The following is a 15,565-nucleotide window of genomic DNA, read 5'->3' as shown; positions in this document are numbered from 1 at the left end:
TTACCCGAGGGCCACCGGCTCCGCCCAGTCAATCACGACGCATATCATCGAGGTGCCCCGTGGTACAACGTTCCAAAAGCAGCGCAAACTGGCTGCGAGAGCATTTCAACGACCCTTTTGTGAAGCAGGCGCAGAAGGATGGGTATCGCTCGCGTGCGAGCTACAAGCTGCTGGAGATCCAGGAGAAGGACCGCATTATCCGCCCAGGCATGAGCGTGATCGATCTCGGCGCGGCCCCTGGTGGCTGGTCCCAGGTGACCAGTCGTCTGATTGGTGGCCAAGGTCGCCTGATCGCTTCGGACATTCTGGAAATGGACGCGATCGCCGACGTGACCTTCATTCAGGGGGACTTCACCCAGGACGAAGTGCTGCAGCGCATTCTCGAAGCGGTCGGCGATTCGCATGTAGACCTTGTGATTTCCGACATGGCCCCCAATATGAGTGGTACGCCCGCGGTAGACATTCCGCGTGCCATGTTCCTCTGCGAGTTGGCCCTCGATCTGGCAACCCGTGTACTCAAGCCCGGGGGCGACTTCCTGATCAAGATTTTCCAGGGCGAAGGTTTTGACGTGTACCTGAAAGACGTGCGCAGCAAGTTCGACAAGGTGCAAATGCGCAAGCCGTCGTCGTCGCGGGACCGTTCCCGGGAGCAATACCTGTTGGGCAGGGGCTTCAAAGGGTAATGAAAGGTGTGAAGCGGGGTGGTCGATAGTTAATTCCAATCGGCCGCTGCGTCAGGATCGTCCGAACTTCGTGTAGTCTAGCTTTCACAAAGGGTTACAGACGGTGCCTGCGGCTGCGTAGGTAATGTAGTAAGTTAGGGCGATGAATATCATGCGAGGCACGGCTGCGTCGTGCGCCGGCCTCAGAGGGTAGCTAATTGAACGACATGGCAAAGAATCTGATCCTGTGGTTGATCATCGCAGCTGTCCTGGTGACAGTGATGAACAACTTCTCCAGCCCTAACGAGCCGCAGACCCTCAACTACTCCGACTTCATCCAGCAGGTCAAGGATGGCAAGGTCGAGCGTGTGACCGTCGATGGCTACATCATTACTGGCAAGCGCACCGATGGCGACAACTTCAAGACTGTGCGCCCGGCCATCACCGACAATGGCCTGATCGGCGATCTGGTCGACAACCATGTGGTCGTCGAAGGCAAGCAGCCTGAGCAACAGAGCATCTGGACACAGTTGCTGGTGGCGAGCTTCCCGATCCTGGTGATCATTGCCGTGTTCATGTTCTTCATGCGCCAGATGCAAGGTGGTGCGGGCGGCAAGGGCGGGCCGATGAGCTTCGGCAAGAGCAAGGCCCGCCTGCTGTCCGAAGACCAGGTCAAGACCACGCTGGCTGACGTTGCCGGCTGCGACGAGGCCAAGGAAGAGGTTGGCGAGCTGGTCGAGTTCCTGCGCGATCCGGGCAAGTTCCAGCGCCTGGGTGGCCGTATCCCGCGCGGTGTGCTGATGGTTGGCCCGCCCGGTACCGGTAAGACCCTGCTGGCCAAGGCCATTGCGGGCGAAGCGAAAGTACCGTTCTTCACCATTTCCGGTTCGGACTTCGTGGAAATGTTCGTGGGTGTCGGTGCCAGCCGTGTGCGCGACATGTTCGAGCAGGCCAAGAAGCACGCCCCGTGCATCATCTTCATCGACGAGATCGACGCCGTTGGTCGCCACCGTGGCGCCGGCATGGGTGGCGGTCACGACGAGCGTGAACAAACCCTCAACCAGTTGCTGGTGGAGATGGACGGCTTCGAGATGAACGATGGCATCATCGTCATCGCCGCCACCAACCGTCCGGATGTGCTCGACCCGGCGCTGCTGCGCCCGGGCCGCTTCGACCGCCAGGTGGTGGTTGGCCTGCCGGACATTCGTGGCCGCGAGCAGATCCTCAAGGTGCACATGCGCAAGGTACCGATCGGCGAGAACGTCAATCCGGCGGTCATCGCGCGTGGTACCCCAGGCTTCTCCGGCGCCGACCTGGCCAACCTGGTCAACGAGGCTTCGCTGTTTGCCGCGCGTTCCAACAAGCGCCTGGTCGAAATGAAAGAGTTCGAGCTGGCCAAGGACAAGATCATGATGGGCGCCGAGCGCAAGACCATGGTCATGTCCGAAAAAGAAAAGAGAAACACCGCCTATCACGAGGCCGGTCATGCCATTGTCGGTCGCCTGGTGCCTGAGCACGACCCGGTCTACAAGGTTTCGATCATCCCGCGTGGTCGTGCCTTGGGTGTGACCATGTTCCTGCCGGAAGAAGACCGCTACAGCCTGTCCAAGCGTGCGCTGATCAGCCAGATCTGCTCGCTGTATGGCGGCCGTATCGCCGAGGAGATGACCTTGGGCTTCGATGGCGTGACCACCGGCGCGTCCAACGACATCATGCGGGCCAGCCAGCTCGCTCGTAACATGGTCACCAAATGGGGCCTGTCCGAGAAGCTCGGCCCGCTGATGTATGCAGAGGAAGAGGGCGAAGTGTTCCTCGGCCGTAGTGCCGGCAGCCAGCATGCCAGTGTGTCCGGCGAGACTGCCAAACTGATCGACTCCGAGGTGCGCAGCATCATCGATCAGTGCTATGCCACTGCCAAGCAGTTGCTGATCGACAACCGTGACAAGCTCGAGGCGATGACTGAAGCGCTGATGAAGTACGAGACCATCGATGCCGATCAGATTGACGACATCATGGCTGGGCGCACACCACGTGAACCGCGTGATTGGGACGACGACAAGCACTCCGGCACGCCTGCGGCCCAGGATGATCGTCCGGAATCGCCAATCGGCGGCCCAGCGGCTGAACACTAAGGGCATCTATGAGCTCAGTGCAGTACCCGACCCGGTTGCCTTGCGGCAGCCGGGTTCTTGATTTGTCGCATACCCATGTGATGGGTATTCTCAATATCACCCCCGATTCCTTCTCCGATGGCGGTCGCTTCAGTCAGCGCGACGAAGCCCTGCGCCATGCCGAAGCGATGGTTGCCGCTGGCGCAACGCTGATCGATATCGGTGGCGAGTCCACGCGCCCGGGTGCGCGTGCAGTGTCGGTGACCGAGGAGCTGGAACGTGTGGCGCCAATGGTCGAGGCCGTCAACAGCCGCCTCGACGTGGTCATTTCGGTCGATACCTCCACACCTGCCGTCATGCGCGAAGCTGCACGCCTTGGTGCCGGGCTGATCAACGACGTGCGGGCCCTGGAGCGCGATGGCGCCCTGGACGCTGCGGCGGATACCGGTCTGCCGGTGTGCCTCATGCACATGCGTGGCGAGCCAGGCAACATGCAGGACGATCCGCATTACCAGGACGTGACTGCCGACGTCACGCGTTATCTTGAACAGCGGATGGCCGCCTGCGCAGCTGCGGGCATCGACGCTGACAGAATCATCCTTGACCCGGGCTTCGGTTTCGCCAAGACACTGGCGCACAATCTGAGCCTGTTCAAGCACATGGAAGCGCTCTATCGCCTTGGGCGCCCACTGCTGGTGGGCGTTTCACGAAAGAGCATGATCGGCCTGACGCTGGAACGTCCGGTCGGCGAGCGCTTGTACGGCAGCCTTGCGCTGGCGGCGTTGGCCATGACCAAAGGGGCGAGCATCCTTCGTGTACATGACGTGGCCGAAACCGTTGATGTGGTGCGCATGATCGCTGCGGTGCAAAACGCCGAATAAGAACATTGGAGTCCCTATGAGCAGAAAATACTTTGGTACCGACGGCATTCGTGGCCGCGTCGGCGAATACCCGATCACGCCTGACTTCATGCTGAAGCTCGGCTGGGCGGCCGGCATGGCCTTCCGCAAGCAAGGCCATTGCCGCGTGCTGGTGGGCAAGGACACCCGTATCTCCGGGTACATGTTCGAGTCCGCACTTGAAGCCGGCCTGTCCGCAGCAGGTGCCGATGTGATGCTGCTCGGGCCGATGCCGACCCCGGCCATCGCTTACCTCACGCGTACCTTCCACGCCGAAGCCGGCATCGTCATCAGTGCCTCGCACAACCCGCACGACGACAACGGCATCAAGTTCTTCTCGGGCCAGGGCACCAAGCTGCCGGACGAGGTCGAGCTGATGATCGAAGAGCTGCTCGACCAACCGATGACCGTTGTCGAGTCGGGCAAGCTGGGCAAGGTTTCGCGTATCAATGATGCCGCCGGCCGCTACATCGAATTCTGCAAAAGCAGCGTGCCGAGCAGCACCAGCTTCGAGGGCCTCAAGCTGGTGGTCGACTGCGCCCATGGTGCTACCTACAAGGTTGCGCCCAGCGTATTCCGTGAGCTGGGTGCCGACGTGACCGTGCTGCATGCACAACCGGATGGCCTGAACATCAACGAAGGTTGCGGCTCGACACACATCGAATCGCTACAGGCCGCTGTACTGGTCGGGCATGCCGATCTCGGCATTGCCTTTGACGGTGACGGCGATCGCGTGCTGATGGTCGACCACACGGGTGCCATCGTCGACGGTGACGAACTGCTGTTCATCATTGCGCGCGACCTGCAGGAGCATGGCAAGCTGCAAGGCGGGGTGGTCGGCACGCTGATGAGTAACCTGGGCCTGGAGCTGGCGCTCAAGGACCTGGACATCCCGTTCGTGCGGGCCAAGGTCGGCGACCGTTACGTCATGGCCGAGCTGTTGGAGCGTCAATGGCTGGTCGGCGGTGAAAACTCCGGTCACGTCGTGTGCTGCAACCACACTACCACCGGCGATGCGATCATTGCCGCGCTGCAGGTGCTGATGGCGCTCAAACGCCGTGGCGAAACCCTGGCCCAGGCCCGCCAGGCCCTGCGCAAGTGTCCGCAGGTGCTGATCAATGTGCGCTTTGGTGCCAGCAAGGTCGACCCGCTGGAGCACCCGGCCGTCAAGGAAGCCAGTGCCAAGGTTACCGAAGCGCTGGCGGGGCGTGGTCGTGTGCTGTTGCGCAAGTCCGGTACCGAACCGTTGGTCCGGGTCATGGTTGAGGGCGAAGACGAAACCCAGGTGCGGGCCCATGCTGAAGCACTGGCCAAACTGGTCGGCGAAGTTTGTGTCTGAAGGCGCTTGCCAGCGCAGATCTGGTTGGGTAAGATCTGCGCCCACTTTGACCGACGAGGTAAAGCATGCGTCGCCCTATGGTAGCTGGTAACTGGAAAATGCACGGTACCCGCGCTAGCGTCGCTGAGCTGACCAAAGGCTTGAGTAATCTCGTCTTGCCGAGCGGAGTGGAAGTCGCCGTATTTCCACCGGCCTTGTTCATCAATCAAGTGATCGATGGCCTGGCAGGTAAAGAAATTACTATCGGCGCACAGAATTCTGCTGTACAACCCGAACAGGGTGCGCTGACTGGGGAAGTTGCTCCCGAGCAGCTGGTTGAAGCAGGTTGCAAGTTGGTGTTGATTGGTCATTCGGAGCGTCGCCAGATTATTGGTGAAACCGACGAAGTACTCAATCGCAAGTTTGCAGCAGCTCAGGCCAAAGGCTTGAAGCCAGTGCTTTGCATAGGGGAAACCCTTGAAGAGCGCGAGGCTGGCAAAACGCTCGAAGTTGTCGGGCGTCAACTAAGCAGTATCATCGAAGCATTCGGTGTTAAGGCTTTTGCCGATGCAGTAATTGCCTATGAGCCTGTATGGGCCATCGGTACAGGCCTTACGGCCACGCCACAGCAGGCCCAGGATGTGCACGCCGCCATCCGCAGCCAGCTGGCGGCAGAAGATGCTGAAGTGGCTGCGAAGGTGCAGTTGCTATACGGCGGCAGCGTGAAGGCGGCCAATGCGGCCGAACTGTTCGGCATGCCGGATATCGATGGGGGCCTCATTGGTGGGGCTTCCCTGAACGCAGACGAATTCGGTGCAATTTGTCGCGCCGCAGGAAACTGAACAAATGCTGGAAACAGTCATCGTTGTTTTTCATCTGTTGGCAGCGCTGTCGCTTGTAGTGCTGGTTCTGTTGCAACAGGGTAAAGGTGCTGAAGCAGGTGCATCTTTCGGCGCGGGTGCCTCAAACACCGTGTTCGGGAGCCAAGGCTCTGCAACGTTCCTAAGTAAATTAACTGCTATACTCGCTGCCACTTTCTTTTTGACAGCACTTGGGTTAGGATACTTCGCGAAGCAACAAGCTCACCAGCTTAGCCAAGCAGGTCTTCCAGATCCAGCAGTGCTAGAAGTGAAAGAGCCGCAGAAACCGGCAGTTAATGATGATGTACCGGTGCTCCAGCAGCAGAAGAGCGAAACCACCCATAATACCGGTGATGTACCTCCTCCGGCTCAAGAGCAGAAGTAACGGGTTTCAAGTAGTAGTATTGCCGAGGTGGTGGAATTGGTAGACACGCAACCTTGAGGTGGTTGTGCCCATAGGGTGTAGGGGTTCGAGTCCCCTTCTCGGTACCAATTAAAGCTTGAGAGCCCGCTTTAGCGGGCTTTCTTGTAGGTGAATGTTTGGATTTGACCCTCAACAGGGTTCGGTCTTATACTTTTGCCCCAGCTTTGTCGCGGGGTGGAGCAGCTTGGTAGCTCGTCGGGCTCATAACCCGAAGGTCGTTGGTTCAAATCCAGCCCCCGCAACCAGCTTCAGCGGAGCCCCTTTTCAGGGGCTTTTTGCTAACCGAACAGTTTCGGCGTCGTTGTCCTACGGCGCTTTCAGGGATGGGCGCTTCGCCCATTTTTTATTTGCACAGCATGCACGAGGGGGTTCAGGTGTCGAGCAAGCTAGAACAGTTGCAGGCCTTGTTGGCCCCGGTTGTCGAGGGTCTGGGCTATCAGTGCTGGGGGATCGAATACGTTTCCCAGGGTAAGCATTCGGTACTGCGCATCTACATCGACAAGGAAGGCGGTATTCTGGTGGACGACTGCGAAGCGGTCAGCCGTCAGGCCAGCGCAATCCTCGATGTAGAAGATCCAATCAGCAGTGAGTACACCCTCGAGGTGTCTTCTCCAGGCATGGATCGCCCACTGTTCACGCTGGAACAGTTTGCCTCGCATGCCGGCGAACAAGTGAAGATCAAGCTGCGCTCACCCTTCGAGGGTCGTCGTAACTTCCAGGGCCTTCTCCGCGGTGTGGAGGAGCAGGATGTGGTGGTCCAGGTGGACAATCAGGAGTTCCTGTTACCGATCGACTCGATCGACAAGGCCAATATTATTCCCAGTTTTGACTGAGACGTGCCGGGCCCGGCGGACTATCCGGGCCCAATGGCTTGCGCAAGGCGAGGCGTACGATGAGCAAAGAAGTACTGCTGGTTGTTGAATCGGTATCCAACGAAAAAGGTGTACCGCCCGGCGTCATTTTCGAAGCGCTGGAAGTGGCCCTGGCCACTGCAACCAAAAAACGTTTTGAAGACGAAGTCGACCTTCGTGTGGAAATCAACCGCCACACGGGTAGCTACGAGACTTTCCGTCGCTGGACCGTGGTCGACGAAGCCGATCTTGATGATCCGGCGATCGAGACCTGGCTGGACAAGATCAAGGACACCCACCCTGAAGCCAAGGTCGGTGACGTGATCGAAGAGAAGATCGAGTCCATCGAGTTCGGTCGTATTGCCGCCCAGACCGCCAAGCAGGTCATCGTGCAGAAGGTCCGTGAGGCCGAGCGTGCCCAGGTGGTCGATGCCTACCGTGAGCGCGTTGGCGAGATCATCTCCGGTACCGTAAAAAAGGTTACCCGCGACAACGTCATCGTTGACCTGGGCAACAACGCAGAGGCCTTGCTGGCCCGCGAAGACATCATTCCGCGCGAAACCTTCCGTGTTGGCGTGCGCCTGCGTGCGCTGCTCAAGGAAATTCGCACCGAAAACCGTGGCCCACAGCTGATCCTGTCGCGCACCGCGCCGCAGATGCTGATCGAGCTTTTCCGCATTGAAGTGCCGGAAATTGCCGAGGGCCTCATTGAAGTCATGGCTGCTTCCCGTGATCCGGGTTCGCGAGCCAAGATTGCCGTCCGCTCCAAGGACAAGCGTATCGATCCGCAAGGTGCCTGCATTGGCATGCGTGGTTCGCGCGTCCAGGCCGTATCCGGGGAGCTGGGTGGTGAGCGTGTGGATATCGTCCTTTGGGACGATAACCCGGCGCAGTTCGTCATCAACGCCATGTCGCCGGCTGAAGTCGCGGCGATCATCGTTGATGAAGATGCCCATGCCATGGACATCGCCGTCGCCGAGGACAACCTGGCCCAGGCCATTGGCCGTGGCGGTCAGAACGTTCGCCTGGCCAGTCAGTTGACCGGCTGGACCCTGAACGTGATGACCGAAAAGGACATCCAGGCCAAGCAACAGGCCGAAACCGGTGACATCCTGCGCAATTTCATCGAAGAACTGGAAGTCGACGAGGAGCTGGCCCAAGTGCTGGTCGACGAAGGCTTCACCAGCCTTGAAGAAATTGCCTACGTACCGTTGGAAGAAATGCTCAACATCGATGGCTTTGACGAAGACATCGTCAATGAGCTCCGCGCTCGAGCCAAGGACCGTTTGTTGACCAAGGCCATCGCTACCGAAGAAAAACTGGCAGACGCCCACCCGGCCGAAGACCTGCTCTCCCTTGAGGGCATGGACAAAGACCTGGCGGCTGAACTGGCGGTGCGCGGCGTGGTTAACCGCGAAGACCTGGCCGAGCAGTCGATCGACGATCTGCTCGACATCGACGGCATCGACGAAGAGCGTGCCGGCAAGTTGATCATGGCCGCCCGAGCCCACTGGTTCGAGTAATTAGGCGCGGCCTGAGGAGAGAAGTGCATGACGCAAGTCACGGTGAAAGAACTGGCCCAAGAGGTCGAGGCACCGGTAGAGCGCCTGCTGCAGCAGATGCGTGAGGCAGGTCTGCCGCACACCGACGCCGGTCAGGTAGTGACCGACAATGAGAAGCAGACCCTGCTGACTCATTTGAAAAGCAGCCACAAGAGCAAGGCGGAAGAGCCGCGCAAGATTACCTTGCAGCGCAAAACCACCAGCACCCTGCGTGTCGCCGGTAGCAAAAGCATCAGCGTAGAAGTACGCAAGAAGAAAGTTTTCGTTCAGCGCAGCCCTGAAGAAATCCAGGCTGAGCAGAAGCGTGAGCAAGATGAGCGCCGTGCGGCTGAAAATGCCGCTCGCGACAAGGTCGAGGCCGAAGTTCGCCAGCGCAACGAAGAGCAGGCTCGCCGTCAGGCGGCCGGCTCCGCAGCCGCCGCCCCTGCGCCTGCCGCCAAGCCAGAGCCGGCTCCTGCCGCTGCTCCGGCCCCGGTAGTCGCAGACGCCCCGGCTTCTGAAGACGCCGCAGCCCGTGCTGCCGAGCGCAAGAAAGACGAGACCCGTCGCAACGAAAGCCGTACCCGTGATGACGACCGTCGTCGTGGCGAGGCGCCTCGCGTGTCGATCAAGGTCAAGGTCAAGGAGAAGGAAAAAGCGCCGACTCCGCGTGCCGCTCCGCGCACTACCGACGAAGAGAGCGATGGCGCTCGTCGTGGTCGTGGTGGCAAGAGCAAGCTGAAAAAGCGTAACCAGCATGGCTTCCAGAACCCGACCGGCCCTGTCATCCGTGACGTGACCATCGGCGAGACCATCACGGTCTCCGAGCTGGCCAACCAGATGTCCGTCAAAGGCGCTGAAGTGGTCAAGTTCATGTTCAAGATGGGTACCCCGGTCACCATCAACCAGGTGCTCGACCAGGAAACCGCTCAGTTGATCGCCGAAGAGCTGGGCCACAAGGTCACGCTGGTCAGCGACACCGCCCTGGAAGACTCCCTGGCCGAATCGCTGAAGTTCGAAGGCCAGACCGAGTCGCGTGCGCCGGTGGTTACCGTCATGGGTCACGTTGACCATGGTAAGACCTCGCTGCTCGACTACATCCGTCGTGCCAAGGTTGCCGCTGGCGAAGCCGGTGGTATTACCCAGCACATCGGTGCCTACCACGTGGAAACCGACCGCGGCATGGTCACCTTCCTCGATACCCCAGGTCACGCTGCGTTTACCCAGATGCGTGCCCGTGGTGCCAAGGCGACCGACATTGTCATCCTGGTGGTGGCGGCGGACGACGGTGTGATGCCACAAACCCGCGAAGCCGTTCAGCATGCCAAGGCAGCCGGTGTTCCGCTGGTCGTTGCGGTGAACAAGATCGACAAGCCAGGTGCTGACCTCGATCGCATCCGTAACGAGCTGTCCGTCGAAGGCGTTACCTCCGAGGACTGGGGTGGTGACACGCCGTTCGTCAAGGTTTCGGCGAAGATGGGTACCGGTGTCGACGAACTGCTCGAAGCCGTGCTGCTGCAGGCCGAGATCCTCGAACTTACCGCTACCCCGACCGCGCCAGGTCGTGGTGTGGTCGTCGAATCGCGCCTGGACAAGGGCCGTGGCCCGGTGGCGACCATCCTGGTTCAGGACGGTACCCTGCGTCAGGGCGACATGGTCCTGTGCGGTTCCAACTATGGCCGCGTACGCGCCATGCTCGACGAGAACGGCAAGCCTGTGAAGGAAGCCGGCCCGTCGATCCCGGTCGAGATCCTCGGCCTGGACGGTACTCCGGAAGCCGGTGACGAGCTGTCCGTGGTTGCCGACGAGAAGAAAGCCCGTGAAGTTGCCCTGTTCCGTCAAGGCAAGTACCGCGAGGTCAAGCTGGCCCGTGCTCACGCCGGCAAGCTGGAAAACATCTTCGAGACCATGGGTCAGGAAGAGAAGAAAACCCTCAACATCGTTCTCAAGACCGATGTGCGTGGTTCTCTTGAAGCGCTGCAGGGTTCGCTCGGCGGCCTGGGCAACGACGAAGTGCAAGTGCGCGTGATTGGTGGTGGCGTCGGTGGTATCACCGAGAGCGATGCCAACCTGGCGCTGGCTTCGAATGCAGTACTGTTCGGCTTCAACGTGCGTGCCGATGCCGGTGCGCGCAAGATCGTCGAGCAGGAAGGTCTGGATATGCGTTACTACAACGTGATCTACGACATCATCGAAGACGTCAAGAAGGCCCTGACCGGCATGCTCGGCAGCGATGTTCGCGAGAACATCCTGGGTGTCGCCGAAGTACGTGACGTGTTCCGTTCGCCGAAGTTCGGCGCCATCGCTGGCTGTATGGTCATCGAGGGTACCGTGTACCGCAACCGTCCGATCCGCGTACTGCGCGATGACGTTGTGATCTTCGAAGGCGAGCTGGAATCGCTGCGTCGCTTCAAGGACGATGCTTCCGAAGTCCGTTCGGGCATGGAGTGCGGTATTGGCGTCAAGAGCTACAACGACGTCAAGGTCGGCGACAAGATCGAAGTCTTCGAGAAAGTCCAGGTGGCTCGTACCCTTTAAGGGCGAGCGAGCCGCAAGCGCCTGCTACAGGGCGGCTTGCGGTACCTCTTCAGGTAGCGCCCGGTCAGGCATTCGTCTGTCCGGGCGTTTGCCGCTTTAAGTTACAGGTAGCAAGAATGGCCAAAGAATATAGCCGTACCCAACGTATTGGCGATCAGATGCAGCGCGAGCTGGCCGAGCTGATCCGTCGCGAAGTCAAGGACCCGCGTGTCGGTCTGGTGACCATCACCGCCGTGGACGTAAGCCGTGACCTGGGCCATGCCAAGGTGTTCATCACCGTCATGGGCGAGGAAACCCCGGATGCCGTGCAGCAGTCGCTCAAGGCATTGAACAGTGCTGCCAGCTTCCTGCGGCTGCACCTGGGGCGTTCGATGCAACTGCGCAGCGTGCCGCAACTGCACTTCCATTTCGATGAAAGTGTCAGCCGTGGTGTGCACCTGTCGGCGCTGATCGAGCGTGCAGTGGCCGAAGACCGCCTGCACAAGGAAGCCGACGAGTCGGACACCAAGGAGTAAGTGGTGGCCCAGGTCAAACGTATCCGCCGCAATGTCAGCGGCATCATCCTGCTCGACAAGCCGCTGGGCTTCACTTCCAATGCCGCCTTGCAGAAGGTGCGTTGGCTGCTCAACGCGGAAAAGGCCGGCCACACCGGTAGCCTCGACCCGCTGGCGACCGGCGTGTTGCCGCTGTGCTTCGGTGAAGCGACCAAGTTTTCGCAGTACTTGCTCGATTCCGACAAGGGCTACGAAACCGTCATGCAGATGGGGCAGACTACCAACACCGGCGATGCCGAGGGTGAGGTGCTGCAGACCCGCGACGTGACCGTTGGTCGCGCCGACATCGAGGCGCTGCTGCCACGTTTTCGCGGCCCGATCAGCCAGATACCGCCGATGTACTCGGCGCTCAAGCGTGATGGCCAGCCGTTGTACAAACTGGCACGTGCAGGAGAGGTAGTGGAGCGCGAGGCGCGTTCTGTTACTATTAACCGCTTGGAGTTGCTCGAGTGCGAAGGCACCCGTGCACGGCTGAGCGTAGGATGCAGCAAAGGTACCTATATCCGCACGCTGGTGGAGGATATCGGTGAAGCCCTTGGTTGCGGCGCCTATGTCGCCGAGCTGCGCAGGACCCAGGCAGGGCCCTTTGCGCTGGCACAGACGGTCACCCTCGAGGAACTCGAACAGGCCCATGCCGAAGGTGGCAACGAAGCGCTCGACCGCTTCCTGATGCCATCGGACAGCGGGCTGCAGGACTGGCCGCTGGTCAGCCTGTCGGAACACAGTGCGTTCTACTGGCTGCATGGGCAGGCGGTACGCGCGCCGGACGCGCCACAATTTGGCATGGTCCGGGTACAGGATCACAATGCGCGCTTCATCGGTATCGGTGAAGTGAGCGAAGACGGGCGCATTGCGCCGCGTCGGCTGATTCGGTCGGAATGACCGAAACCGCGGGGCCAGGCAGTTGCCGAGCCCCACGGCATCAAGGGTGGCTGTCAGTAGGCACGGTCACACCTTTTTTATTAATACAGGGATTTGTCCCTGGCCTATTGGACCCCGCATGCGGGATCCGTTATCAGGAGAAGCCAAATGGCCCTCAGCGTTGAAGAAAAAGCTCAGATCGTTGCCGAATATCAGCAAGCCGCCGGCGATACCGGTAGCCCGGAAGTGCAGGTTGCTCTGCTGACCGCCAACATCAACAAGCTGCAAGGCCACTTCAAGGCCAACGATAAAGACCACCACTCCCGTCGTGGTCTGATCCGTATGGTCAACCAGCGTCGTAAGCTGCTGGATTACCTGAAGGGCAAAGACACCACTCGTTACAGCGCCCTGATCGGTCGCCTGGGCCTGCGTCGCTAATAGCGGCCTGGTCAGTGGTGTGCGTGGGGTGTCGCAGGCTTCGGCAGGGCTGTTTTGCAGCGCTGCCGTTGGACATGCCACGCGTATCTCCGAGGTTGGCAGCCTGGCTATGCTGAGCGGTTTTTCCGCTTGGTGCCAGGCTCCCAGCCTCGTGTTGTATCTGGACGGTCAATGGGGCCGATTCCCCGTTCTGCCCAAGAATTCGCAAGAAACCAGTTCCCCCAAGAGCCACTGAAAAAGGTAGGAAACCGTGAACCCGGTAATCAAGACTTTCCAGTTCGGTCAATCGACCGTCACTCTCGAAACGGGCCGTATTGCCCGTCAGGCAACCGGCGCCGTGCTGGTTACCGTCGACAACGACGTCACCGTGCTGGTGACTGTGGTAGGCGCCAAACAGGCTGATCCAGGCAAGGGTTTCTTCCCGCTGTCGGTTCACTACCAGGAAAAGACCTACGCCGCTGGCAAGATCCCAGGTGGCTTCTTCAAGCGTGAAGGCCGTCCTTCCGAGAAAGAGACGCTGACCTCGCGCCTGATCGACCGTCCGATCCGTCCGCTGTTCCCGGAAGGCTTCATGAACGAAGTGCAGGTCGTCTGCACCGTGGTTTCCACCAGCAAGAAGACTGATCCGGACATCGCTGCGATGATCGGTACCTCGGCTGCCCTGGCCATTTCCGGTATTCCGTTCGAAGGCCCGATCGGCGCTGCCCGCGTTGCCTTCCACGAAAGCACTGGCTACCTGCTGAACCCGACCTACGAGCAGCTGGCTGCCTCGAGCCTGGACATGGTCGTTGCCGGTACCTCCGATGCTGTACTGATGGTTGAGTCGGAAGCTCAAGAGCTGACCGAAGACCAGATGCTGGGTGCCGTACTGTTCGCCCACGACGAATTCCAGGCTGTTATCCAGGCTGTCAAAGAGCTGGCTGCCGAAGCTGGCAAGCCGACTTGGGACTGGAAACCTGCCGTTGCCAACACCGAGCTGTTCAATGCTATCCGCGCCGAGTTCGGCGAAGCGGTTTCGCAGGGTTACACCATCACCGTCAAAGCCGACCGCTACGCGCGTCTGGGTGAGCTGCGCGACCAGGCGGTTGCCAAGTTCTCCGGTGAAGAAGGCCAGCCTTCGGCTTCCGAAGTAAAAGACATCTTCGGCGAAATCGAATACCGCACCGTTCGCGAAAACATCGTCAACGGCAAGCCTCGTATCGACGGCCGCGACACCAAGACTGTACGCCCGCTGAACATCGAAGTGGGTGTGCTGCCAAAAACTCACGGTTCGGCACTGTTCACCCGTGGCGAAACCCAGGCCCTGGTCGTTGCGACCCTGGGTACTGCCCGTGATGCCCAGTTGCTGGACACCCTCGAAGGCGAGAAGAAAGACCCCTTCATGCTGCACTACAACTTCCCACCGTTCTCGGTAGGTGAGTGTGGCCGCATGGGCGGTGCTGGCCGTCGCGAAATCGGCCACGGCCGTCTGGCCCGCCGTTCGGTTCAGGCCATGCTGCCTGCTGCTGACGTGTTCCCGTACACCATCCGCGTGGTTTCGGAAATCACCGAATCCAACGGCTCCAGCTCCATGGCTTCGGTCTGCGGTGCATCCCTGGCCCTGATGGACGCCGGTGTGCCGATGAAGGCGCCGGTTGCCGGTATCGCCATGGGCCTGGTCAAGGAAGGCGACAAGTTCGCAGTCCTGACTGACATCCTGGGTGACGAAGACCACCTGGGCGACATGGACTTCAAGGTAGCCGGTACCGCCAAAGGCGTCACCGCGCTGCAGATGGACATCAAGATCAACGGCATCACCGAAGAGATCATGGAAATCGCCCTGGGCCAAGCCCTGGAAGCGCGCCTGAACATCCTCGGCCAGATGAACCAGATCATTGGCCAGTCGCGTACCGAACTGTCGGCCAACGCCCCGACCATGATCGCGATGAAGATCGACACGGACAAGATCCGCGACGTCATCGGTAAAGGCGGCGCCACCATTCGCGCCATCTGTGAAGAGACCAAGGCTTCGATCGACATCGAAGACGACGGCTCCATCAAGATCTTCGGCGAAACCAAGGAAGCGGCAGATGCTGCCAAGCAGCGCATCCTGGGCATCACCGCTGAGGCCGAGATCGGCAAGATCTACGTCGGCAAGGTTGAGCGCATTGTCGACTTCGGCGCCTTCGTCAACATCCTGCCTGGCAAGGACGGCCTGGTGCACATCTCCATGCTGAGCGATGCTCGCGTCGAGAAAGTCACCGACATCCTGAAAGAAGGCCAGGAAGTCGAAGTGTTGGTACTGGACGTGGACAACCGCGGCCGTATCAAGCTTTCGATCAAGGACGTTGCTGCGGCCAAGGCCTCGGGCGTCTAAGCGACACACGCTACAGAGAAAGGGCCCTTCGGGGCCTTTTTTCATGGGCGACGGGAACCTTTTGCGGACTTGCATCTTGCATGCAGGTTTACCGCGCTGATTGCAAAATGCACGACCATCGAAGTGATGGTCGCTTGCTAACTTATTGATTT

The 15,565-nt window shown here is 59.9% G+C and carries 13 protein-coding genes and 2 tRNA genes; all 15 read left to right on the top strand.

Going from position 1 to position 15,565, the window contains the following annotated elements; translation table 11 throughout:
- The first annotated feature begins 59 nt into the window (after positions 1–59).
- A complete protein-coding gene (gene rlmE / locus ACF8GF_RS22030) occupies positions 60–683 on the top strand; it encodes a 23S rRNA (uridine(2552)-2'-O)-methyltransferase RlmE (RefSeq protein WP_176685379.1) in 624 nt (207 codons plus the stop codon).
- Positions 684–889: 206 nt separating this feature from the next.
- The gene (gene ftsH / locus ACF8GF_RS22025) at positions 890–2,794 is read left to right on the top strand and encodes an ATP-dependent zinc metalloprotease FtsH (RefSeq protein WP_021784330.1); all 1,905 of its coding nucleotides are present in this window, start codon (positions 890–892) and stop codon (positions 2,792–2,794) included.
- Between the two features lie 8 nt (positions 2,795–2,802).
- On the top strand, positions 2,803–3,654 hold the full coding sequence (folP, locus tag ACF8GF_RS22020; RefSeq protein ID WP_392488732.1) for a dihydropteroate synthase: 852 nt from the start codon (positions 2,803–2,805) through the stop codon (positions 3,652–3,654).
- Between the two features lie 16 nt (positions 3,655–3,670).
- Positions 3,671–5,011: a phosphoglucosamine mutase gene (gene glmM / locus ACF8GF_RS22015; protein WP_176685378.1), complete on the top strand. Its 1,341-nt coding sequence runs from the start codon at positions 3,671–3,673 to the stop codon at positions 5,009–5,011.
- Positions 5,012–5,076: 65 nt separating this feature from the next.
- The gene (tpiA, locus tag ACF8GF_RS22010; RefSeq protein ID WP_392488731.1) at positions 5,077–5,832 is read left to right on the top strand and encodes a triose-phosphate isomerase; all 756 of its coding nucleotides are present in this window, start codon (positions 5,077–5,079) and stop codon (positions 5,830–5,832) included.
- Positions 5,833–5,836: 4 nt separating this feature from the next.
- Positions 5,837–6,235 carry a preprotein translocase subunit SecG gene (gene secG / locus ACF8GF_RS22005; RefSeq protein ID WP_176685376.1) on the top strand — a complete coding sequence of 133 codons (399 nt, stop codon included), beginning with the start codon at positions 5,837–5,839 and terminating at the stop codon, positions 6,233–6,235.
- A 21-nt stretch (positions 6,236–6,256) separates the two neighbouring features.
- A tRNA-Leu gene (locus ACF8GF_RS22000) sits at positions 6,257–6,342 on the top strand.
- Between the two features lie 100 nt (positions 6,343–6,442).
- Positions 6,443–6,519 (top strand) — tRNA-Met (locus tag ACF8GF_RS21995).
- A 129-nt stretch (positions 6,520–6,648) separates the two neighbouring features.
- Entirely contained in the window at positions 6,649–7,107 is a 459-nt protein-coding gene (gene rimP / locus ACF8GF_RS21990; protein ID WP_003249960.1) for a ribosome maturation factor RimP, read from the top strand.
- A gap of 59 nt (positions 7,108–7,166) precedes the next feature.
- Positions 7,167–8,648 carry a transcription termination factor NusA gene (gene nusA / locus ACF8GF_RS21985; RefSeq protein ID WP_003249963.1) on the top strand — a complete coding sequence of 494 codons (1,482 nt, stop codon included), beginning with the start codon at positions 7,167–7,169 and terminating at the stop codon, positions 8,646–8,648.
- 27 nt (positions 8,649–8,675) lie between these two features.
- Positions 8,676–11,204 carry a translation initiation factor IF-2 gene (gene infB / locus ACF8GF_RS21980; RefSeq protein ID WP_021784326.1) on the top strand — a complete coding sequence of 843 codons (2,529 nt, stop codon included), beginning with the start codon at positions 8,676–8,678 and terminating at the stop codon, positions 11,202–11,204.
- Between the two features lie 116 nt (positions 11,205–11,320).
- Positions 11,321–11,719: a 30S ribosome-binding factor RbfA gene (rbfA, locus tag ACF8GF_RS21975; protein WP_252460792.1), complete on the top strand. Its 399-nt coding sequence runs from the start codon at positions 11,321–11,323 to the stop codon at positions 11,717–11,719.
- A 3-nt stretch (positions 11,720–11,722) separates the two neighbouring features.
- Positions 11,723–12,640 carry a tRNA pseudouridine(55) synthase TruB gene (truB, locus tag ACF8GF_RS21970; RefSeq protein WP_003249968.1) on the top strand — a complete coding sequence of 306 codons (918 nt, stop codon included), beginning with the start codon at positions 11,723–11,725 and terminating at the stop codon, positions 12,638–12,640.
- A 147-nt stretch (positions 12,641–12,787) separates the two neighbouring features.
- The gene (gene rpsO / locus ACF8GF_RS21965) at positions 12,788–13,057 is read left to right on the top strand and encodes a 30S ribosomal protein S15 (protein ID WP_003249971.1); all 270 of its coding nucleotides are present in this window, start codon (positions 12,788–12,790) and stop codon (positions 13,055–13,057) included.
- Positions 13,058–13,307: 250 nt separating this feature from the next.
- Positions 13,308–15,413 carry a polyribonucleotide nucleotidyltransferase gene (pnp, locus tag ACF8GF_RS21960; RefSeq protein ID WP_014859357.1) on the top strand — a complete coding sequence of 702 codons (2,106 nt, stop codon included), beginning with the start codon at positions 13,308–13,310 and terminating at the stop codon, positions 15,411–15,413.
- Positions 15,414–15,565: the final 152 nt, after the last annotated feature.

This window comes from Pseudomonas sp. yb_5, assembly GCF_043103865.1.
In the GTDB taxonomy this organism is placed as follows: Bacteria; Pseudomonadota; Gammaproteobacteria; order Pseudomonadales; family Pseudomonadaceae; genus Aquipseudomonas; species Aquipseudomonas putida_Y.
The sequence above is the reverse complement of the archived record's forward strand: the minus strand, read 5'-3'. Positions and strand labels throughout refer to the sequence as shown.

Bases quoted from the DNA above. Each gene is read 5' to 3' on its own strand.
- rbfA (WP_252460792.1), top strand. From the start codon at position 11,321: ATGGCCAAAGAATATAGCCGTACCCAACGTATTGGCGATCAGATGCAG.
- tpiA (WP_392488731.1), top strand. From the start codon at position 5,077: ATGCGTCGCCCTATGGTAGCTGGTAACTGGAAAATGCACGGTACCCGC.
- ftsH (WP_021784330.1), top strand. From the start codon at position 890: ATGGCAAAGAATCTGATCCTGTGGTTGATCATCGCAGCTGTCCTGGTG.
- glmM (WP_176685378.1), top strand. From the start codon at position 3,671: ATGAGCAGAAAATACTTTGGTACCGACGGCATTCGTGGCCGCGTCGGC.
- infB (WP_021784326.1), top strand. From the start codon at position 8,676: ATGACGCAAGTCACGGTGAAAGAACTGGCCCAAGAGGTCGAGGCACCG.
- rpsO (WP_003249971.1), top strand. From the start codon at position 12,788: ATGGCCCTCAGCGTTGAAGAAAAAGCTCAGATCGTTGCCGAATATCAG.
- folP (WP_392488732.1), top strand. From the start codon at position 2,803: ATGAGCTCAGTGCAGTACCCGACCCGGTTGCCTTGCGGCAGCCGGGTT.
- secG (WP_176685376.1), top strand. From the start codon at position 5,837: ATGCTGGAAACAGTCATCGTTGTTTTTCATCTGTTGGCAGCGCTGTCG.
- nusA (WP_003249963.1), top strand. From the start codon at position 7,167: ATGAGCAAAGAAGTACTGCTGGTTGTTGAATCGGTATCCAACGAAAAA.